19 protein-coding genes are annotated in these 20,324 nt (G+C 71.9%); 9 read left to right on the forward strand and 10 right to left on the reverse strand.

What is annotated here, in order from left to right:
• Positions 1-178 precede the first annotated feature (178 nt).
• The 5 genes from N8I87_RS35755 (at position 179) to N8I87_RS35775 (ending at position 9,759) form a co-directional block, all read left to right on the forward strand.
• Entirely contained in the window at positions 179-1,567 is a 1,389-nt protein-coding gene (locus N8I87_RS35755; protein WP_263214984.1) for a glycoside hydrolase family 43 protein, read from the forward strand.
• 240 nt (positions 1,568-1,807) lie between these two features.
• Positions 1,808-5,827 carry a bifunctional nitrate reductase/sulfite reductase flavoprotein subunit alpha gene (locus tag N8I87_RS35760; RefSeq protein WP_411577404.1) on the forward strand — a complete coding sequence of 1,340 codons (4,020 nt, stop codon included), beginning with the start codon at positions 1,808-1,810 and terminating at the stop codon, positions 5,825-5,827.
• A 192-nt stretch (positions 5,828-6,019) separates the two neighbouring features.
• Positions 6,020-8,131 carry a xanthine dehydrogenase family protein molybdopterin-binding subunit gene (locus N8I87_RS35765; protein ID WP_263214986.1) on the forward strand — a complete coding sequence of 704 codons (2,112 nt, stop codon included), beginning with the start codon at positions 6,020-6,022 and terminating at the stop codon, positions 8,129-8,131.
• Positions 8,132-8,162: 31 nt separating this feature from the next.
• Positions 8,163-8,633, forward strand: a complete 471-nt coding sequence (locus N8I87_RS35770; protein WP_263214988.1) for a (2Fe-2S)-binding protein — start codon at positions 8,163-8,165, stop codon at positions 8,631-8,633.
• Positions 8,634-8,877: 244 nt separating this feature from the next.
• Positions 8,878-9,759, forward strand: a complete 882-nt coding sequence (locus N8I87_RS35775; protein ID WP_263214989.1) for an LLM class F420-dependent oxidoreductase — start codon at positions 8,878-8,880, stop codon at positions 9,757-9,759.
• A gap of 65 nt (positions 9,760-9,824) precedes the next feature.
• Here N8I87_RS35775 and N8I87_RS35780 read toward each other — a convergent pair whose 3' ends face one another.
• Positions 9,825-10,382, reverse strand: coding sequence for an NADPH-dependent FMN reductase (locus N8I87_RS35780; RefSeq protein ID WP_263214991.1), 558 nt, complete (start codon positions 10,380-10,382; stop codon positions 9,825-9,827).
• A gap of 100 nt (positions 10,383-10,482) precedes the next feature.
• On the opposite strand from N8I87_RS35780, the gene N8I87_RS35785 reads away from it, so the two are divergent.
• Positions 10,483-11,163 carry a TetR/AcrR family transcriptional regulator gene (locus tag N8I87_RS35785; protein ID WP_263214992.1) on the forward strand — a complete coding sequence of 227 codons (681 nt, stop codon included), beginning with the start codon at positions 10,483-10,485 and terminating at the stop codon, positions 11,161-11,163.
• A 136-nt stretch (positions 11,164-11,299) separates the two neighbouring features.
• The gene (locus N8I87_RS35790) at positions 11,300-12,346 is read left to right on the forward strand and encodes a LacI family DNA-binding transcriptional regulator (RefSeq protein ID WP_263216828.1); all 1,047 of its coding nucleotides are present in this window, start codon (positions 11,300-11,302) and stop codon (positions 12,344-12,346) included.
• 88 nt (positions 12,347-12,434) lie between these two features.
• Here the strand turns inward: N8I87_RS35790 and trxA are convergent, their stop codons facing one another.
• Entirely contained in the window at positions 12,435-12,815 is a 381-nt protein-coding gene (trxA, locus tag N8I87_RS35795) for a thioredoxin (RefSeq protein ID WP_263214994.1), read from the reverse strand.
• A gap of 120 nt (positions 12,816-12,935) precedes the next feature.
• Between trxA and N8I87_RS35800 the strand changes: the two genes are divergently transcribed.
• Positions 12,936-14,366: a dihydrolipoyl dehydrogenase family protein gene (locus N8I87_RS35800; RefSeq protein WP_263214996.1), complete on the forward strand. Its 1,431-nt coding sequence runs from the start codon at positions 12,936-12,938 to the stop codon at positions 14,364-14,366.
• A 44-nt stretch (positions 14,367-14,410) separates the two neighbouring features.
• Here N8I87_RS35800 and N8I87_RS35805 read toward each other — a convergent pair whose 3' ends face one another.
• The 6 genes from N8I87_RS35805 to N8I87_RS35830 all read right to left on the reverse strand — a co-directional run bounded on the left by N8I87_RS35805 (position 14,411) and on the right by N8I87_RS35830 (position 18,049).
• Complete coding sequence (locus tag N8I87_RS35805) at positions 14,411-15,064, reverse strand: peptide deformylase (protein WP_263214998.1); 654 nt, start codon at positions 15,062-15,064, stop codon at positions 14,411-14,413.
• A gap of 94 nt (positions 15,065-15,158) precedes the next feature.
• Positions 15,159-15,506: a tetratricopeptide repeat protein gene (locus N8I87_RS35810; RefSeq protein WP_263216829.1), complete on the reverse strand. Its 348-nt coding sequence runs from the start codon at positions 15,504-15,506 to the stop codon at positions 15,159-15,161.
• A 62-nt stretch (positions 15,507-15,568) separates the two neighbouring features.
• Positions 15,569-16,036: a MarR family winged helix-turn-helix transcriptional regulator gene (locus tag N8I87_RS35815; protein WP_263215000.1), complete on the reverse strand. Its 468-nt coding sequence runs from the start codon at positions 16,034-16,036 to the stop codon at positions 15,569-15,571.
• On the reverse strand, positions 16,033-16,521 hold the full coding sequence (locus N8I87_RS35820) for a MarR family winged helix-turn-helix transcriptional regulator (protein WP_263215001.1): 489 nt from the start codon (positions 16,519-16,521) through the stop codon (positions 16,033-16,035). The genes N8I87_RS35815 and N8I87_RS35820 overlap by 4 nt, the downstream gene beginning before the upstream one ends.
• Positions 16,522-16,611: 90 nt before the next feature.
• Positions 16,612-17,577: a pirin family protein gene (locus N8I87_RS35825; protein WP_263215002.1), complete on the reverse strand. Its 966-nt coding sequence runs from the start codon at positions 17,575-17,577 to the stop codon at positions 16,612-16,614.
• A gap of 142 nt (positions 17,578-17,719) precedes the next feature.
• The gene (locus tag N8I87_RS35830) at positions 17,720-18,049 is read right to left on the reverse strand and encodes a TfoX/Sxy family protein (protein ID WP_263215004.1); all 330 of its coding nucleotides are present in this window, start codon (positions 18,047-18,049) and stop codon (positions 17,720-17,722) included.
• Between the two features lie 167 nt (positions 18,050-18,216).
• Here N8I87_RS35830 and N8I87_RS35835 point away from each other — a divergent pair, with 167 nt between their 5' ends.
• Positions 18,217-19,122 carry a LysR family transcriptional regulator gene (locus N8I87_RS35835; protein ID WP_263215006.1) on the forward strand — a complete coding sequence of 302 codons (906 nt, stop codon included), beginning with the start codon at positions 18,217-18,219 and terminating at the stop codon, positions 19,120-19,122.
• A gap of 9 nt (positions 19,123-19,131) precedes the next feature.
• Here N8I87_RS35835 and N8I87_RS35840 read toward each other — a convergent pair whose 3' ends face one another.
• On the reverse strand, positions 19,132-19,677 hold the full coding sequence (locus N8I87_RS35840; protein ID WP_263215007.1) for a GNAT family N-acetyltransferase: 546 nt from the start codon (positions 19,675-19,677) through the stop codon (positions 19,132-19,134).
• 2 nt (positions 19,678-19,679) lie between these two features.
• Complete coding sequence (locus N8I87_RS35845; RefSeq protein ID WP_263215008.1) at positions 19,680-20,279, reverse strand: HD domain-containing protein; 600 nt, start codon at positions 20,277-20,279, stop codon at positions 19,680-19,682.
• Between the last annotated feature and the right edge of the window lie 45 nt (positions 20,280-20,324).

Below are 20,324 nucleotides of genomic sequence, written 5' to 3' on the forward strand. Positions count from 1 at the left end.
GAGTAACGTCGGAACGGGCGGCGCAGTACATGTTTCGCACAGGTGACGGCGAGCCGTGTCGAAAGCATTGACGTGCACCTGCCGTCCATCTACTTTCTGCTCGACTTCTCGAACCTCGTCCGAAATCTCGGACGTGCGGAGTGTGCACGAGATGCACGAACCCCAGGGAGAGCCGCCCGTGACCCCACGTCCCTCCACCCCCTCGCGTCGCGCCCTGCTCCGCGCGATGGCCGCCCTGCCCGTGTCGGCCCTCGCCCTGGGCGAACTGCCCGGACTGCTCGGCACGGCCGCGGTCGCCGCCCCCGCGAGCGGCTCCGCCACCCGCTACACCATCGTGCCGTTCCTCAACAGTGACGACGGCACGGTGAACGTCTACCAGTCCGACGACGCCACCGACTTCCGCCTGCTGCGGGCCTCCGCGTACACCCCGCCCGCCAACCGCATCCGGGACGCGAGCGTCCTCAAGCACACGGACGGCTCCTACTACCTCACCTACACCACCCACACCTGGCAGGACGTCAGCACCACCATCGGCTTCGCCCGCAGCTCCGACCGCGTCAACTGGACCTACCTGTACGACTATCCGGTCCCGATCACCAACCTCTCCCGCGCCTGGGCGCCGGAGTGGTTCGTGGACGGCGACGGCAGCGTCCACGTCATCGTGTCCTGCTCGACCGCAGACAACGAATGGAACTTCACGCCGTATGTGCTGAAGGCCACCAACTCCACGCTCACCGCCTGGAGTTCACCGGTCGCCCTGTCCGGCATCGGCAGCAACCACATCGACACGTACATCGTGCGGACCGGCTCGACCTACCACGCCTTCACCAAGAACGAGACGGCCAAGTACATCGAATACGGCACCGCCTTCAGCCTCACCGGCCCGTACACGATCTCCAGGACGGGCGACTGGGCGGGCTGGGGCAGCTACCGAGAGGGCCCGTCGGTGATCCAGCTCGACAACGGCGGCTGGCGGATCTTCTTCGACGGCTACGGCGACGGCACCTACTACTACAGCGACAGCTACGACTCCTTCGCCACCTGGACCGCGCCGAAGGCACTGCCGGGCATCTCGGGCACGGCCCGCCACTTCACGGTCGTCAAGGAGACCGTCTCCAGCGGCCCGAGCATCACCCGGAACGCCACCCGCTCCTTCCGGTCCGCCAACTACCCGACCCGGTACTGGGCGGAGCAGTCCACCCTGCTCAACCTGCCGGTGGTGAGCGGCTCCAGCGCCACGGCCGACAAGCAGGCCGCGACATTCACGGTCGTCGCGGGCCTGGCCGACGCCAACGGCTACTCGTTCCGCGACGCGTCCGGCAACTACCTCCGCCACTACGACTTCCGTGCCCGCTTCGACGCCGACGACGGCACGACGACGTTCGCCGAGGACGCCACGTTCATCGCGCGGCTGGGCCCGACCACCGGCTCGGTGCGCTTCGAGTCGTACAACTACCCCGGCTCCTACCTGCGCCACTACAACTACCAGCTCCGCGTGGACGTTTCGAACGGCACGGACCTGTTCCGGCAGGACAGCTCGTTCGTGTCGGTGACGGCCTGGGGCTGAGTGGCCGGACGGAGCCCGGCGGCGGCCCCGCTCACAGCGGCCCGTCGGGTCCTGTGCGGTGGGCTTAACTCCCGATGATCGGCCGAGGTGATCTCGACGTAATCAGCGTTACGTACGTTCTCCCTGTACGAACCGGCCGATCACCAGGGAGAGGAAGCGCCCGTGGCCACGCCCGACCCGCGGACCGACGGCAGCTCGACGGTGCGGACGGTCTGTTCGTACTGCGGCGTGGGCTGCGGCATGGTCCTGGATGTCGGACGGGCACCTGACGGCCGTCGTACGGTGCTCAAGGCCTCCGGGGACAAGGAGCACCCGGCGAACTTCGGGCGGCTGTGCACCAAGGGTGCCACCACGGCCGACATGCTGTCCGCCCCGGGGCGGCTGACCACGGCTCTGCTGCGGCCCGAGCGGGGTGAGGAGCCGGTCCCCGTGCCCATGGACGTGGCGATCGACGAGACCGCCACGCGGCTGCGGGCGATCATCGACCGGTACGGCCCGGACGCCGTCGCCCTCTACGTCTCCGGGCAGCTGAGCCTGGAGGCGCAGTACCTCGCCAACAAGCTTGCCAAGGGGTTCATCCGCACCAACCAGATCGAGTCCAACTCCCGGCTGTGCATGGCCGGCGCCGGCACCGGCTACAAGCTCTCGCTCGGCGCGGACGGCCCGCCCGGCTCGTACCAGGACCTCGACAAGGCCGACGTCTTCCTCGTGATCGGCTCGAACATGGCCGACTGCCACCCCATCCTCTTCCTGCGCATGATGGACCGGGTGAAGTCGGCCGGCGCCAAGCTGATCGTCGTCGACCCGCGCCGCACCGCGACGGCCGCGAAGGCGGACCTCTTCCTGCAGCTCAGGCCCGGCACCGACCTCGCCCTGCTGAACGGCCTCCTGCACCTCCTGCACGAGAACGGCCACACCGACCCCGGCTTCATCGCCGCCCACACCGAGGGCTGGGAGGCGATGCCCGGGTTCCTCGCCGACTACCCGCCCGCCACCGTCGCCGAGCTCACCGGCATCCCCGAGGCCGATCTCCGCGAGGCCGCCCGGCTGATCGGCGAGGCGGGGGAGTGGACCAGTTGCTGGACGATGGGCCTCAACCAGTCCACGCACGGCACCTGGAACACCAACGCGCTCATCAATCTCCATCTCGCCACCGGTGCGATCTGCCGCCCCGGCAGCGGCCCCTTCTCCCTCACCGGCCAGCCCAACGCGATGGGCGGACGGGAAATGGGCTACATGGGCCCGGGGCTGCCCGGACAGCGGTCCGTCCTCGTCGACGACGAGCGCGCCTTCGTCGAGGAGCTGTGGGAGCTGCCCCCGGGCACGATCCGCGCGGACGGCGTCGGCAAGGGCACCGTCGAGATGTTCCGGAAGATGGCCGACGGGGACATCAAGGCCTGCTGGATCATCTGCACCAACCCGGTCGCCTCCGTCGCCAACCGCAAGACGGTCATCGAGGGCCTGGAGGCCGCCGAGTTCGTCGTCACCCAGGACGTCTTCACCGACACCGAGACCAACGCGTACGCCGACGTCGTACTGCCCGGCGCGCTGTGGACCGAGACCGAGGGCGTCCTCGTCAACAGCGAACGCAACCTCACCCTCGCCAGGCCCGCCGCCGACCGGCCCGGCGAGGCCATGGCGGACTGGCGGATCATCGCGGCCGTCGCCCGCGCGATGGGCTACGAGAAGGGGTTCGCGTACGACAGCGCCGAGCAGGTCTTCGAGGAGATCAAACGCGCCCGGAACCCGAAGACCGGCTACGACCTGCACGGTGTCACCTACGAGCGGCTGCGCTCCACCCCCGTCCAGTGGCCCGCGCCCACCCCCGACGGCCCCGACCGCAACCCGGTACGGTACGTCGCCCCGGACGGCACCCTCACCTTCCCCACCGCCACCGGCCGGGCCGTCTTCCACGCCCGCCCGCACCTCCCACCCGCCGAGCTGCCGGACGACGACTACCCGTACGTCCTCAACACCGGCCGCCTCCAGCACCAGTGGCACACCCTCACCAAGACGGCGAAGGTGGACAGGCTCAACAAGCTCAACCCCGGGCCCTTCGTGGAACTGCACCCCGAGGACGCGGCCGGGCTCGGCATCGAGGACGGCGACTCGGTGGAGGTCGCCTCCCGGCGCGGCAGGGCCGTACTGCCCGCGGTCGTCACCGACCGGGTACGGCCCGGCTGCTGCTTCGCACCCTTCCACTGGAACGACCTGTTCGGTGAGTATCTGAGCGTCAACGCGGTGACCAGCGACGCGGTCGACCCGCTGTCCTTCCAGCCGGAGCTGAAGGTGTGCGCGGTGTCGCTGACCAAGGTGTCCACACCGGTCGCCGTGCAGACGCCGGGGACCGAGCAGACTCCGGCCGGTCCTCTCACACCTACGCCCGGTCCTCTCACGCCCACGGCCGTGCTGCCCTCCGTCGCCTCCGCCTTCGGCCTGGAGCCCGCCCCGCCGCCGGTCCTCACCGACCGCGAACGGCAGTACCTGGTCGGCTTCCTCGCAGGCATCCCGGTCGGCGCCCCCGGCGTTCCCGTCCTGCCGCCGGACGCGCCCTTCAGCCCCGCACACGCCCTGTGGGTCAACGGCACCCTCGCCGGCATGTACTCCCGGTCCGCCGCGGCCACCGTGACGGCTCAGGCACCCGGCCGCCAAGTGGTCGTCCTCTGGGCCTCGCAGACCGGCAACGCCGAGGACTTCGCGGCCGGCACCGCCGAGCGCATCACCGCGGGCGGCCACGCGGCCTCCCTCGTCGCCATGGACGAGGCCGACCCGGCCGCCCTGCCCGCGGGCGCCGATCTGCTGCTGATCACCAGCACCTTCGGCGACGGTGACGCCCCCGACAACGGCGCGGGCTTCTGGGACGGTCTCGCCGCCCTCGACGCCGGGCGTCTGACCGGCCGTCGGTACGCCGTCCTGGCCTTCGGCGACTCCAGCTACGACGACTTCTGCGGGCACGGACGGCGCCTGGACAGCCGTATGGACGAACTGGGCGCGGTCCGGCTCGCGCCGCGCACCGACTGCGAACCGGACTACGGGAGACAGGCGGAGGCCTGGCTGGACCAGGTGCTGACCGCGCTCAAGGACGAGTCCGAGCCTTCTCCGGTGGCCGCCCCCGCCCCCGCCCCCGCCAGGTCCCGGCGCCCCGCCCCGGTCACCGCCCGGCTCGTCGGCAACCGGCTGCTCAGCCTGCCCGGCGCCGGCAAGGAGGTCCGCCGTTTCACCTTCGACACCCGCGACACCGAGACGCCGCTGGTCTACGAGGCGGGCGACGCGCTGGGCGTTCGCCCCCTCAACTCCCGTGATCTGGTGGAGGAATGGCTGACCGTCACCGGGCTCGACGCCGCAACCGCAGTGGCGGTCGACGGAGTCGGTGAAGTTCGCTTCTCCGAGGCCCTGTTGCGGCATCTGGACATCACCCGGATCACCCCGGACCTGCTCCGCTTCGTCGCCGAACACGCCGGTGACCCGCGTGAGTTGCGCAAGCTCCTGCGCCCCGACAACAAGGACGAGCTGGCCAAGTGGTCCTGGGGACGGCAGGCGATCGACGTCGCCGCCGAGTTCGGGATCCGTGCCGGGGCAGAGGAATGGGCCGGCGTGCTCGGCAGGCTGCAACCGCGCCTGTACTCCATCTCCTCCAGCCCGCTGACCGACCCGCACCTGGTGTCGCTGACGGTCTCCGTCGTGCGGTACGAGAACCTGCACGGCCGCCCCCGCCAGGGCGTCTGCTCCCCGTTCCTCGCCGACGCCGGGCCGGACACGGCCGTACCGGTGCACGTGCAGCGCTCGCCGCACTTCCGGCCGCCCGCCGACCCGGCGACGCCCATGGTGATGGTCGGTCCCGGCACCGGCGTCGCGCCCTTCCTCGGCTTTCTGGAGGAGCGCCGGGCCCGCGGCCACCGCGCCCCCAACTGGCTGTTCTTCGGCGAGCAGCACCGGGCCACCGACTTCTACTACGAGCAGGAGCTGACCGCGTTCCTGGCCGACGGCACCCTGGACCGCCTCGACACCGCCTTCTCCCGGGACCAGCGGGCCAAGGTCTACGTCCAGGACCGGATGCGCGAACACGGCCCCCTGCTCTGGTCCTGGCTCCGCGACGGCGCCCACTTCTATGTGTGCGGGGACGCCTCCCGCATGGCCAAGGACGTCGACCGGGCGCTCAGGGACATCGCCGTGGTGCACGGCGGGCTGACGGAGGAGGACGCGGCGGCCTACGTCAAGCAACTCGGCACCGACCGGCGATACGTCCGGGACGTCTACTGACCGTGGCGGCCCCCGCCCGCGGTCGGCGGCCCCGGCACGCAACCGACGGCGCGGCCGGTCCCTCATATCTGTCGAGACGAGTCGTGACGCACAGGCAGTCGTGACGCACCGACAATCGACAGGAGCCCTCGTTTGGACGCCAACGAGTCCCCGCGGCCCCGTCGGGCCGACGGGGTGTCCCGCCGGAGATTCATGGTCTACACAGTGGCGGCGACCACGCTGACCGTCGCCGCCCCGCTCGGCTGCGACACACCGTCCGCGGAAGGCGCCGAACCCACCGCGGCGGACGCGCGCCGGGCCTCCGACGTCCTGGTGACCGGCACCGACGAGGAGATGCTGGTCCTGGAGGTCACCGCGGCGAACAGGATCGTCGTACGGCTGCCCCGCCTCGAGGTCGGCCAGGGCATCACCACCGCGGTCGCGATGATGATCGCCGAGGAGCTGGACGCCCGCCTGACCGATGTCTGCATTCCGCTCGCCGACGCCCGGGCCAAGGGCAACCAGTACACCGGTGGTTCGAGTTCGGTCAGTTCGCTGTACGGACCGGCCCGGCAGCTCGCCGCCACCGCACGCGCCAGACTGGTGACCGCTGCCGCCCGCCAGTGGCATCTGCCCGCGCGGCTGCTGCACACCCGGGACACCATGGTCGTCGCGCCGGACGGGCGCACCGCCACCTTCGGGTCACTCACCGCGAGCGCCGCGCGCATCCGCCGCCCGGCCGTGCCCGACCGGCCTAAGCCGGCTTCCCGGCACCGGGTGATCGGACGGCCGGCGAACCGGATCGACGCCCGGGACATCGTCACCGGCCGGGCCGAGTACACGGGCGACCTGTCGGCGGCCGGAGCGAAGCCGACCGTGGTGGCCCGGCCGCCGACGGTCAGGGGGAAGCTCGTCTCGGTCGACGCCGCCGCGGCCCGTGCCATGCCGGGGGTCCTCGCCGTGGTCAGGGCGGCCGGTGGTGTCGCCGTCGTCGCGGAGACCTTCCACCATGCCCTCAAGGCCCGGGACGCGTTGCGCGTCGCCTGGGCCCCGGGCCCGCTCGCCCCGCTCTCGGACGCGGGTATCCGCACCCGGCTCAAGGGCGCGGTGCCCCGGCTCTCCACCCCGCCGCACGGATCGACGCAGGTCCAGGGCGAGTTCGAGTTCGCCTTCGTCAGCCATGCCCCGATGGAGGTGCTGACCGCGGTGGCCGACGTACGCGCCGACCACGCGGAGTTCTGGTTCTCCTCGCAGACACCGATGGACGCCCGGGACACACTGGCCGAGTTGCTCCGGCTGCCGAAGTCCAAGGTCCGGGTCCATGTGGTGCGCGGCGGCGGCTCGTTCGGGCGGCGGCTGAACTTCGACGCCGCGATCGAGGCGGCCCTGATCTCCAAGGCGGCCCGCCGCCCGGTGAAGCTGATGTGGACCCGTAACGACGACATACGGCACGGCCGGATGCGCCCGGCCAGCCACCACCGGATCCGGGCCAGCGTCGCGCGCGGCCGGGTGGTGGCCTTCGAGCACGCGATGGCCTCGGTGGGGGAGTCGTCCCAGGGCAAGGGACTGACCGCGCAGGGTGGTGCGGTCCCCGCCGCGCTCGTCACCCGTCGTACGCCCGCGGCCGGACCGCTGCCCAGCGACAGCGGCCTGTACAACTTCGGCCGGGTGTCGGGGAATTCGGGCGGGATCGAGCTGCCGATACCGCTCGGGGCCTGGCGGTCGGTGGACTCCGGCACGATGCGGACCGCGGAGGAGGTCGTCGTCGACGAGGTCGCCCGCAGTCTGGGCAAGGACCCGGTCGCGTTCCGGCGCACCACGCTGCGGAGCAAGACCGTGAAGGCCGTGCTCGACAAGGTCGCGGCCGCCGGGCACTGGGGCCGCGCCATGCCGCCCGGCACGGCCCAGGGGGTGGCCGTCCACGAGGAGTACGGCTCCTGCGTGGCCTGTCTCGCCGAGATCGACGCCACCGACCCGAAGCATCCCAGGGTGACCAAGGTGGTGATGGCCGCCGACGTCGGGACCGCCGTCAACCCGCGCGGTCTTCAGGCCCAGCTCATGGGTACCGCGATGGACGGGATCTCCACCGTCCTCCAGGCGGGTCTGCACATCGACCGGGGAGCCGTCCGCGAGGGCAGCTTCGCCGACTTCCGCTACGCCCGTCAGGCGCAGGCCCCGCTGCACTTCGAGGCGCACGTCATGCCCTCCCACCGGGAGCCGGGCGGGGCCGGTGAACTCGGCGTGCCGGCCGCTTCCGGCGCCGTCGCCAACGCCTACGCCCGGGCGACCGGCACCAAGCCCCGCCGCTTCCCCCTCGACTTCTGATCAGCCGTCGATCGACTCCGAGAAGGCTCCGATGCGTTCGTACTCCTTCGTCCTCAACGGGAAACCGGTCACCGTGCAGGCACCTGCCGACATGCCGCTGCTGTGGGTGCTGCGCGACATGCTCGGGGTGACCGGCCCCAAGTACGGCTGCGGGGTGGGCGTCTGCCGCGCCTGCACCAGCCATCTCGACGGCGCGGAGATCCAGCCCTGCGTCGTACCGGTCGCGGACTGCGCGGACCGCAGCGTCACCACGATCGAGGGCCTGGCCGACGGTGACACCCTCCACCCCGTGCAACAGGCCTGGATCGACTGCGACGTGGCGCAGTGCGGCTTCTGCCAGCCCGGCCAGATCATGGCCGCTGCGGCCCTGCTGAAGAAGACACCCCACCCGACGGACGACGACATCGACCGCATCGAGAACGTCTGCCGCTGCGGCACGTACTTCCGGGTCCGAGAAGCGATCAAGAAGGCGTCGGGCGCCGGCCCCCGGAATGATCACTGACCCTCCGGATGATCGGGCGGCGCGGCTGGTCAGGCGTGAAGCCCGGCCGGTGTGCCCAGGTTCCGCGACGGGGCGGAGCTGTGCCCGCTGCCGCGGTGGCCGGTTCGGACGTATCAGGAGCTGTGTGCCGCGAGGCCACCGCTAGCGCCCGGATCGAGGACCGCTGAAGGACCTTGGCCCAGTCCGCGCTTCAAGTCCTAACCTCGCTCTTGTCGTTGAGGGCCTGGGCGAAGCGGAGACGGACATGCGGGTGGGCGTGCACATCAACCGGTTCAACCATTCCGAGGGCGCTCCCGCGCTCGCCGCCGAACTGGCCGCGGCGGGCAGCGCGGCCGAGGCGGCGGGCGTGAGCTGGCTCTCGGTGATGGACCACTACTTCCAGATGGAGATCAACGGCGGCGCCGAGGACCCCATGCTGGAGGCCTACTCGACCCTGGGCTACCTCGCGGGCCAGACCTCGACCGTCCGTCTCGGCGCGCTGGTCACCGGTGTGACGTACCGTCACCCCGGCCTGCTCGCCAAGATCGTCACCACCCTCGACGTCCTGTCCGGCGGCCGGGCCACGCTGGGCATCGGAGCGGCTTGGTACGACCGTGAGCACCACGGGCTGGGCGTGCCGTACCCGCCGCTCGCGGAGCGGTTCGAGCGGCTGGAGGAGACCCTGCGCATCTGCCTGCAGATGTGGGACCCGGAGAACAACGGGCCGTTCGAGGGGGAGTACTACCGGCTCGCCGAGACGCTGTGCGTGCCGGGCCCGGTCAGCGCCCCGCACCCGGAGATCATGATCGGCGGCACGGGAGAGAAGAAGACGCTGCGTCTGGTCGCCCAGTACGCGGACGCCTGCAATCTGATCGCCACGTCCCCGGAGCAGCTGCGCCACAAGCTCGACGTGCTGCGCGGGCACTGCGACGCCCTCGGCCGTGACTACGACGCGATCCGCAAGACCATCGGCTACATGGGCGAGTCGGCCACCGCCGAGGACCTCGACGCGTTCCTGACCGACATCGGCGGCTACACCAAGCTCGGCATCGACACCGTCGTCCTCTTCCCGTTCCTGGGTGAGCCCGCCGGATGGATCGAGCGCTTCGCCGCCCCGGTGGTCGAGCGGCTGGCCGAGCTGGATTGAGGGGGATGCGGCAGGGGCCGGAGCTCTGGGAGCTCCGGCCCCTGCGGGACTCGCGACGGCCCGGCTCAGGCAGCCGCGCCCACGTTGCCGTGCAGCCGCGCCACGACGTCGGTCAGCGCGGCGGCGACCTCGGCGTCATCGGCCGGGTGGGTCTCGGCGAAGCGGGTCAGCGAGCCGGGGATGGACAGCTTGACGTCCTCGAGGACCTTGCCGCCGGCGATGCCCACGGCCTTGCGGGCCTCGTCCTGGGCCCACACACCGCCGTACTGGCCGAGGGCGGTGCCGACCACGGCGACCGGCTTGCCCCCGAAGGCGCCGGCGCCGTACGGGCGGGACAGCCAGTCGATGGCGTTCTTCAGCACCGCCGGGATGGTGCCGTTGTACTCGGGGGAGAAGAGCAGGAACGCGTCGGCGGCCCGAGCGGCCTCACGCAGCTTGACGGCGGCCTCGGGGACGTTGCCCTCGACGTCGATGTCCTCGTTGTAGAAGGGGATGTCGGCCAGGCCCTCGAACAGAGCGATCTCGGCGCCCTCGGGAGCGTGCTTGACGGCGGCTTCGGCGAGCCGGCGGTTGGTCGAACCGGCGCGAAGGCTGCCGACGAGCGCGAGGATACGGACGGACATGGGGAACTCCAGGGGGCTGAAACGGTGCGGTCACGATCCGGACCGGGGTCCGCTTATCGTTGTAACACCATAACCGGACCACGGTCCAGTTTTCTTCCCGGTGCTTTACGCTGTCTCCATGTCCAGCGCTCCGCCGCCCTTCCCGAAGCCCCAGGAGCCCTTCGACGCGCCTCGGCTTCTGGAGGTCGGCTTGGGGCCCGATGAGCCGTGCCTGCGCGCCGACGCGGCCCGCAACCGCGCCCGGCTGCTGGAGGCCGCGGCCCGGCTGATCGCCGAGCACGGGGTGGCCGGGGTCACGATGGAGGCGGTGGCCGCGGCCGCCGCGGTGGGCAAGGGGACCGTCTTCCGGCGCTTCGGCGACCGCACCGGCCTGCTGACGGCGCTGCTCGACCACTCGTCGCGGCAACTGCAGGCCGACTTCCTCGGCGGCCCGCCGCCGCTGGGCCCCGGGGCGCCGCCCGTCGAGCGACTGCGCGCGTTCGGCATCGCGGTGCTGTACCGCGCGGAGGAACAGCTGGACCTGCAACTGGCCGCCCAGCCGGAGCCGACCCGCCGCTTCTCCCACCCCTCGGTGCAGGCGCTGCGCACACACGTCACGATGCTGCTGCGGCAGATCCTGCCCGACGCCGACTGCGAGCTCCTCGCACAGACGCTGCTGGCGTATCTCGACCCGGCCCTGATCAACCATCTGACCAGGCAGTGCCAGATGCCCATGGAGCGGCTGGAGGCCGGCTGGACCGACCTCGTCGCCCGGGTGACCGGTACGGAACCACCCGCCTGACCCCGAACAGCCGCTCCTCGTAGGCGGCCGGCGCGGCGGCAGAGCTGCCGGGCACCTGTGCCCGTTGTGCGCCCGCTCTGGTGCAATCGTGAATGACGTTCCCCCGCCGCGACCGTCGCTCGGCGCTTCTGCCAAGATGCGGTACGTCATGGTGCAGATACCGAACACGCCCTCGTCCGCGTCGCCCGCACCGCGCTCCGTCCCCACGAGCGCCGATGTGGCCCGCCTGGCCGGCGTCTCGCGCGCGACCGTCTCCTACGTCCTCAACAACACCAGTGCCGTACGGATCAGCGAGCCCACGCGCCGCCGCGTCCACGAGGCCGCGAAGGAACTCGGGTACGTGCCGCACGCGGCCGCCCGCAGCCTGCGCGCCGGGCACAGCCGTATGGTCCTGATGCCCGCCCCGGCCATCCCGGTGGGCCCGCTCTACGGCCAGTTCCTCAACGAACTCCAGTGGGCACTCGGCCGCCTCGACTACACGGTCGTCCAGTACGGCACCGCAGGACTGCAGGGCGACGAAGCCGCCCGCGCCTGGGCCGAGTTGCGGCCGGTCGCCGTCCTGGTGCCCGGCACCGGACTCGGCCCCCAGGGAGTCGCCGTCCTCAAACGCGCCGGCGCCCGCGCGGTGGTCACCCTCGGCCCCGAGGGCGTCGAGGGCGCCCACGCCCTGCTGATGGACCACGACGGCGTCGGCCACTGTGCCGGCGCCCATCTGTATGCCCGTGGCAGGCGCCGCATCGGCGTGGTCGTCCCCGAGGAACCCGGCCTGGAGGCCTTCTCCCGGCCCCGCCTCAAGGGCCTGCGCGAGGCCCTGCACGGCACGGACGCCACGGTGACCGAGCTGCCCCTCGCCTACGACGAACGGGCCGCCGCCGAACTCGCCGCCCGCTGGCGGGACTTCGACCTGGACGCGGTGTTCGCCTACAACGACGAGTACGCGATGCTCCTGATGCGCGCCCTGCAGGACGAGGACGTCCGCATACCCGAGGACACCGCCATGATCGGTGCCGACGACCTGATGCTGGGGCGGCTGCTGCGGCCCCGGCTCAGCACGGTCCACATCGAACTGCCGTCCGGCCGCGACCTGGCTGAACTGGTCGACCGCGCGGTACGCAACCCCGGCGCGGCACCCGAGACGCACAAGGTCCTGGGCGCGTCGATGGTCCCCCGGGACTCCAGCTGACGGCTGCCGCCGACGTGCCCCTGACGGGCGCCGTACCGCTCCCGGCCGTACCCCTCCCAGGGGCACGGCCGTTCCCGGGAAGCGCGGGCTACTCGCCCTGCGTGCCGCCCTGCTGCTCGGCGATGTTCTTGCGGACCTCGTCCATGTCCAGCTTCCGGGCCTGCCCGATGACATCGGTCAGGGCGGCCTCGGGCAGCGCGCCCGGTTGAGCGAACACGGCCACCTGGTCACGGACGATCATCAGCGTCGGGATCGACTGGATACCGAAGGCCTGCGCCAGCTCCGGCTGGGCCTCGGTGTCCACCTTGCCGAACACCAGGTCCGGGTTCTCCTGCGCGGCCTTCTCGTAGACCGGGGCGAACATACGGCACGGCCCGCACCAGGACGCCCAGAAGTCGATCAGGACGAACTCGTTCTCCGTGACCGTCTGGTCGAAGTTCTCCTTGGTGAGCTCCACGGTGCTGCTCATGCGTGATCCCTACTTCCTGCTGCGGGGGGCGAAACCGTCCGCACAACACGGCGGCCCGGGTACCTATTCCGCGCGCTTACCCATGTGGCCACCGCGCACACCACCCACCAGACTGACCCCATGACGGAAACGGAATCCATCGCGTACGACGTCGTGGTGCTCGGGGCCGGACCCGTGGGGGAGAACGTGGCCGACCGCACCCGCGCGGCCGGACTGTCCACCGCGGTCGTGGAGAGCGAGCTGGTCGGCGGCGAATGCTCGTACTGGGCGTGCATGCCCAGCAAGGCCCTGCTGCGCCCGGTCATCGCCCGCGCCGACGCCCGCCGCCTGCCCGGCCTGAGCCAGGCCGCCCAGGGCCCCCTCGACACGGCCGCCGTCCTGGCCCGACGCAACGAATACACCTCGCACTGGAAGGACGACGGCCAGGTGGGCTGGCTGGACGGCATCGGCGCCGACCTGCACCGCGGCCACGGCCGCCTCGCCGGACCCCGCACGGTCACCGTGACCGGCCCCGACGGCGTGACGAGGACGCTCACCGCGCGGCACGCCGTCGCCGTCTGCACCGGCACCCGCGCCCAGCTGCCCGGCCTGCCCGAGCTCGCCGAGGTGAAGCCCTGGACCAGCCGCGAGGCCACCGCCGCGCAGGCCGCCCCCGGCCGGCTGATCGTGGTGGGCGGCGGTGTGGTCGCCACCGAGATGGCCACCGCCTGGCAGGCCCTCGGATCCCGGGTCAGCCTGCTGGTCCGCGGCAAGGGCCTGCTGTCCCGCATGGAGCCCTTCGCCGGGGAACTGGTCGCCGAGTCCCTCACCGAGGCCGGCGCCGAGATCCGCACCGGCACCTCCGTGCAGTCCGTGACCAGGCAGAACGGCACCGTCGTGGCGATCACCGACGCCGGCGACCGCATCGAGGCCGACGAGATCCTCTTCGCCACCGGCCGCGCCCCGCGCACCGACGACATCGGCCTCGACACGATCGGCCTGGAACCCGGCTCCTGGCTGCCGGTCGACGACAGCCTCCGCGTCACCGGCAGCGACTGGCTCTACGCGGTCGGCGACGTCAACCACCGCGCCCTGCTCACCCACCAGGGCAAGTACCAGGCCCGCATCGCGGGCGCCGTGATCGCTGCCCGCGCCTTGCGAGTCCCGATCCTGGAGACGGACCCCTGGGGCGCCCACGTCGCCACCGCCGACCACCACGCCGTACCGCAGGTCGTCTTCACCGACCCCGAGGCCGCCGCCGTGGGCCTCTCCCTGGCGGAGGCGGAACAGGCCGGACACCGTGTCCGCGCCGTCGACGTCGAGTTCTCCTCGGTGGCCGGAGCAGGCCTGTACGCCGACGGCTACCGCGGCCGCGCCCGCATGATCGTCGACCTGGACGAAGAGATCCTGCGCGGCGTCACCTTCGTGGGCCCGGGAGTCGGCGAGCTGATCCACTCGGCGACGATCGCGGTCGCCGGCCGGGTCCCGGTCGACCGCCTGTGGCATGCGGTGCCGTCGTATCCGACGATCAGCGAGGTGTGGCTGCGGTTGCTGGAGGCGTACCGGGGCTAGGGGGGTGTCGTTCGGATCATCCCGGCGTCGCGGGCCCTGCCGGTTCACGGCAGCCGGAAGCCCAGCTCCTCGGCCGCCCTTCGCGGTGTCGGCTGCGTCCACCGCTCCGCCATCGCCTCGTTCGAGGACAGCGAGCGGAGTTCCGCGCGGTCGAGGTAGAGCATGCCGTCGAGGTGGTCCGTCTCGTGCTGGACGATCCGGGCGGGCCAGCCGGTGAAGAGCTCGTCGAGTGTGCGGCCGTGCTCGTCCTGGGCGCGAAGCCGCACCTCGGCGTGCCGGGCCACCACCGCCTGCCAGCCCGGGACGCTCAGGCAGCCCTCGAAGAACGCCGCCCTGGCGGTGCCGACCGGCTGGTACGACGGGTTGACCAGGACGCGGAACGGCTGCGGCACCCGGCCCCGGGCCAGCCGTACCTCTTCCGGTACCGACGCCGGATCCTCGATGACCGCGATCCGCAGTTCCACGCCGACCTGCGGCGCGGCTAGCCCGACGCCCGGGGCCGCGTTCATGGTGATGCGCAGGGCCTCGACGAAGCGCGTCAGCAGGGCGGGCTCCAACTGCCCGTCGAACGGCTCGGTGTCGCGCCTCAGCACCGGGTCGCCGGCCGCGACGATGGGCAACGGACCGTCAGCGGTGAGGAGTTGCTCGACCCGCTCGGCGAGGGGCGCACGAGGGGCATGGTCATGGGGAGTCGGCATCGCGTCAGCATGACACGACACTGCGCCCTGTCCGGACCAACGGGGGCCCGGTTCCTGGTCGGTGAACCGGGCCCCCGTGTACCGGGTGCCGTTCTCAGCCGCGGTCGAAGTCGCCCGCGAGCGCCGAGGCGATCCGCAGGTGCCGCTCCGCCTCCTCGTGCCGTGCCTGCCGCTGGAGCGTGCGGCCCAGCATCAGCCGGGCGTAGTGCTCCACTGGGTCGCGCTCGACGATGACACGCAACTCGGCCTCCGCGCGGCGCAGTTGGGCCGAGTGGTAGTAGGCCCGCGCCAGCAGCAGCCGGGGTCCGGTCTGCTCCGGCGCCTCCTCGACCAGCCCGGCCAGGACGCGTGCCGCTCGCGCGTAGTCCTTGGCGTCGAAGAACTGCTGGGCGCGCTCCCAGCGCTCCGCCGCGGTTCCGTGGTCGTAGTACGTCGTGTCCATCTGGGTTTCCACTCGTGACCTCCTTCGAGGCCGACAACGGAACCCGATGGTTCAATATTCCACTACTTGCTCGGGGTGGCCGGTTGCTCGCTCAGGGCGGCCAGCTCCGCGTCGGCCCGCTCCGTGACCAGCGTCAGCACCCGGCCCGCGACGGCCCGGTCCTCCTCGGAGATACCGGCGTAGATCCGGGCGGCGGCCGCCGCGGTCTCGGCGGAGCCCTTGGTGTACAACTCCCGCCCGACGTCCGTGATCCGCACACGGGACGGCTCCTCCTCGGCGAGCAGCCCCACGGCGATCAGCTCGTCGACCGTGACGTACACATCGGACGCGTCGACCTTCACGGCGCCGGTGACGCCGTCGACGAGCGCGTCGAGCTCGACCGGGCCGTCCGCCGCGGCGGCCAGGCGCAGGGTGATGAACTGCTGGAAGGTGACGTCGTGCGCGGACAGGACGCGTTCCAGGACGGCGCGCGCGGCGTAGTGGGCCAGGCCGACGACGCGGCCGTCGACGACGGGTGCGCTGGTGGTCATGACTGCTCCGTCTCGTTGTCGGACGTGCTGAACGGATCGAGTGGTGCGTCGAGCAGGGTTGCCAGGTCCCGGGTGAACTCCCGGGCCCGCGGGCTGTCGAGCCCGCCGAGCGGCTCCAGCAGCTGCTTCAGGAGTCCTTGGACGACATCGATCGCCCGCCGGGTGACCTCGAGGCCCTCCTCGGTGAGTGCCAGCTGTACGGCACGGGGGTCGTGCGGATCCCTGGCGCGTTCGACGAGGCCGGCCGACTCCAGGCTGCGGGCCAGCTTGGACACGTACAGGGCCTCCAGTCCGGTGTGGTCGGCCAGGCGGCGCTGGCTGGGCCGCAGTCCGGAGCGTCGCATGCCGTACAGGGACGCGACGAGCGAGTACTGCGCGTGGGTGAGTCCGAGCGGAGCCACCGCGCGGTCGACCGCGACCCGCCACTTCATCGACAGCCGCCACACCAGGAAGCCGGGCGTGGCCCCTGCGGAACCTTTGCTCATGGCGGATACAGTACATGGCTACTATGTCCATGGCTACTATTTATGGCGTGTGAAAGCTCAGGGCGACCGCGGCACGGCCCCGGGGGCCCGCTACCGCGTGCGGCCTCGCGGCTTCAAGGGCGTCGGCGGCAGGCTTGGCGCCGCCAGCGGAGCGCCGTCGTACCCCTTGACCTCACCGAAGCGAGAGCCCGTCGTCCAGTCCGCGCGGGCCTGCTCGATCTCCGCCTGGGTACGCCCGACGAAGTTCCACCACATGATCAGCTCTTCCTCGAACGGCTCACCGCCGAGCAGCATCAGCCCCGCGTCGGACTCGGCGCGCAGCGGCAGTTCGGTGCGTCCGCAGCCGAGGTAGAGCATCGAGCCCGGCAGCACGGGCACCCCGTCGACGTGCACCTCGCCGGACATCGCCAGGACGCCGTACTCGAAGTCGGGGTCGAGGGGCAGCCGGACGTCGGCGCCGTGGCTGAGCGCGAGGTCGGCGGCGACGATCGGTGTGTACGCCGTACCGGGCGAGGCCGAGCCGTCGAGGGCGCCCAGGACGATCGTCGCCGTGAGACCGGGGGCGGTGACCGTGGGCAGGTCGGGGTGGTGCTCGAAGTGGGGGTCGGTGTCGCGGTGCGCGTCCGGCAGCGCGACCCACAGCTGTGCGCCGTGCAGGAAGCGGGCGTGCGGCCGCGGGCTCTCCTCGGAGTGGCTGATGGCCCGGCCCGAGGTCATCAGCCCGAGCTCCTTCGGCCTGATCGTCTGCAGGCTGCCGGTCGAGTCGCGGTGCAGCACCTCGCCCTCGTGCAGCCAGCTCACCGTCTGCAGTCCCATGTGCGGATGCGGCGGGACCTGCATGCCCGGCTCGTCGGCGATGTCGTCCGGGCCGTAGTGGTCGACGAAGCACCACGCGCCGATCATGCGGCGCCCCAGGTTGGGCAGCAGCCGCCGTACCTCGGTCGACTCGCCCAGCCGCACCTGACGAGGACTCAGCAGCTCCCGGACGGGTTCCGCGACGACGAAACCCCGGCCGCCGCACACACTGGGGACCGCATGACGGTCAAGATTGCTCATGCCGCACAACCTAGCCCCGGCGCGGCCTCACCGGCAGACCAACGCCTCGGTACGGCCGCCCGTTCGGCCGGTCACGCACCCGCCGACGTCGCCCCGGCAGCCCGTGGCCATGCCGTCGTGGTCCTCGCCCGGGACGCGCGCCTCACTTGGGCGGCAGGCCCGCCGCGAAGCCGTGTCCCTCGTCGATCCACTCGCCCAGTACCGCGTCGTCGGTCAGGGCCGGGCCGGCGACCAGGATCCAGCCGCGCATCGGACGCCCGGGCCGGTCGAAGAGGCGGGCACCCGGGCGGGCCAGGGCCGCATCCGTGGCGTCGGGGGCGGTGCGCACGATCAGGTCGTCACCGCTCACGCCCACGGCCATGTTGCCGCGGCACAGGAAGCCGGTCCCGCCGAACATCCGCTTCTCCACGATGTCCGGATCCCCGCCCGGCCGCTCCCGGATCCGCTGGGCCAGTCCTTCGTCGTACGCCATGAGGAGCCTCGCTTCCGGCCGGGCCACCGTGGATGCCGTCGCACCGGCCTGTCGTGGCTCCAGGATCCGCGATCGTCGGCGTCGAAGGCGGCGAGCCATAGGCAATCGCCGAGACAGCCGCTGTCCGGCATTGGAAGATCTATGGGTCGCGGACCATACTCGGACGGGTGGACAGCTCCTCCCTCGACCTGAACCTGCTGCGCACCTTCCTGGCCGTCTACCGGTCGGGCTCCTTCACCGGTGCCGGGCAGTTGCTGGGGCTGTCGCAGCCCACGGTGACCACCCAGATGCGCACCCTGGAGCGGCAGGCCGGGCGGGAGCTGTTCGAGCGGCTTCCCAGGGGCGTCGCGCCGACGGCCGTCGCCGACGAGCTGGCCGCGCGGATCGCCGCACCGCTCGACGAACTCGCGGCCGTGGTAAGCCCGCACCCCGGGCCGGGCGGCCGCACCGACCCGGTCCATCTGGCCGGGCCCGCGGAGTTCCTGTGCATCAGTGTGCTGCCCGCCCTTGCACCGCTGGTGGCGGAGGGCGTACGGCTGCGCGTGGCGACCGGGCTCACGGACCCGCTGCTGGACGAACTGCGCGCGGGCCGCCACGACCTGGTGATCTCCACGACCCGTCCGCGCGGCCGCACTCTGAGCGCGGTCCCGCTCGCGGACGAGGAGTTCGTGCTGGTCGCCGCTCCCGTGTGGGCCGAGCGGCTGAAACGGCAATTGGCCGTCGAGGGCCCCGCCGTGCTGCATCTGGTGCCCCTGATCACCTACGCCGAGGACCTTCCGATCGCCCGCCGCTACTGGCGCCATGTCTTCGGCCGGCGGCTCTCCTGCCCCGCTGCCCTGACGGTGCCCGATCTGCGCGGCGTCCTGGCGGCGGTGACCGCGGGCGCGGGCTTCACCGTGCTGCCCCGCTACCTCTGCCGCGATCAGCTGGCCTCCGGCGCCCTCGTACCGCTCCACGAGCCCGCCGATCCGCCCATCAACACGGCCTTCCTGGTCCAGCGCCCCGGCCGGTCCGAGAACCCCGACGTGGCCCGCGTCCGCGACCATCTGCTGCAGATCGCGCGGTCCTGGTAGCGACCGCCGTCAGCGGAGCCACTCCGGTGCCAGCACCGACCAGATCTCCTCGTCGTGCCGTTTCCCCCGATAGAGGTAACTCTCCCGCAGTACCCCGTCCTTGCTCATCCCGAGCCGCCGGGCAACGGCGATGCTCGGCGCGTTCTCCGGGGACACCCACCACTCGACGCGGTGGATTCCGCGCTCCCTGACCGCCCAGTCGATGAGCACGCGCGCGGCGCGCGTCACCAGCCCCCTGCCCACCGCCGAGGGCTCCAGCCAGCAGCCCGCCTCGGCGATCCCCTGCCCGACGTCCAGCCGGCGCAGCACGACCGCGCCGACCAGATCGCCGTCCACCAGGATCCCGGCGATCCGCCCGGTGTCCGACGCGGCCTTCTCCGCGTACGCGCGCAGGAACGCCCGGCTCGACTCCAGGTCCTTGACGACGTCCGGCAGCCCGTTGAACCGGCCGATGAACTCCCGCCCCCGGTCCACATGGGCCAGGAACTCCCCTGCCTGACACGGCTCGAGGGGGCAGAGCACGGCGCCGTCGTCGCCCAGGGAAGTCGCGTACATCGTCACCTTCGTGTCACGGGATGGGACATCTGGTACGCCAGCCTACGGTCGGCGACCTCACCGATGGCCGTGAGGACCTCGTCCAGCCGCAGGAACTCCTCCCACTCCGGCCGACCGCCGGCCCGGGAGAGCCGCGCCACGACCGAGTCCTCCAGGGCGGGGACCCGCTTGTTCTTCCAGACCTTGTCCGCCAGGCTCACCAGCAGGTCCTCCACCCCGACCCCCGGGACGTCCCAGGACGCGTGCGTACCGGCGAACCGGGCCAGTGACGCCTCGACCCCGTGCGCCAGCAGGAGTTCACGTCCGGCCTCCTCGTGCCGCGCGCCGGGACCGGAGAGCTCGCCGCGGCGCAGGGTCTTGCCGATGTCATGGGTGGCGGCCCCGAAGAGCACCGCGTCCCGGTCGAACTCCAGTGCCGGGCAGTGTTCTTGGGCCCAGCCGGCCAGCCGTGCCGCGACATCGTGCACCGCCCGGAGGTGGGCGACCAGGCGGGGCGGGGCATCAAGTCGTTGCAGCAGCGCGGCGGCCCTCGGCGGAAGCGGTCTCAGCGGCGGGTCCCGGGTTTCGTCCACGGCGATCGAGAGCACGTTCGTGAGGGTCACCGTGCCAGAGTAGTCACCGGCGCGAGCCGGACCGTAACGGCCTAC

It is taken from the genome of Streptomyces sp. HUAS 15-9, assembly GCF_025642155.1.
In the GTDB taxonomy this organism is placed as follows: Bacteria; Actinomycetota; Actinomycetes; order Streptomycetales; family Streptomycetaceae; genus Streptomyces.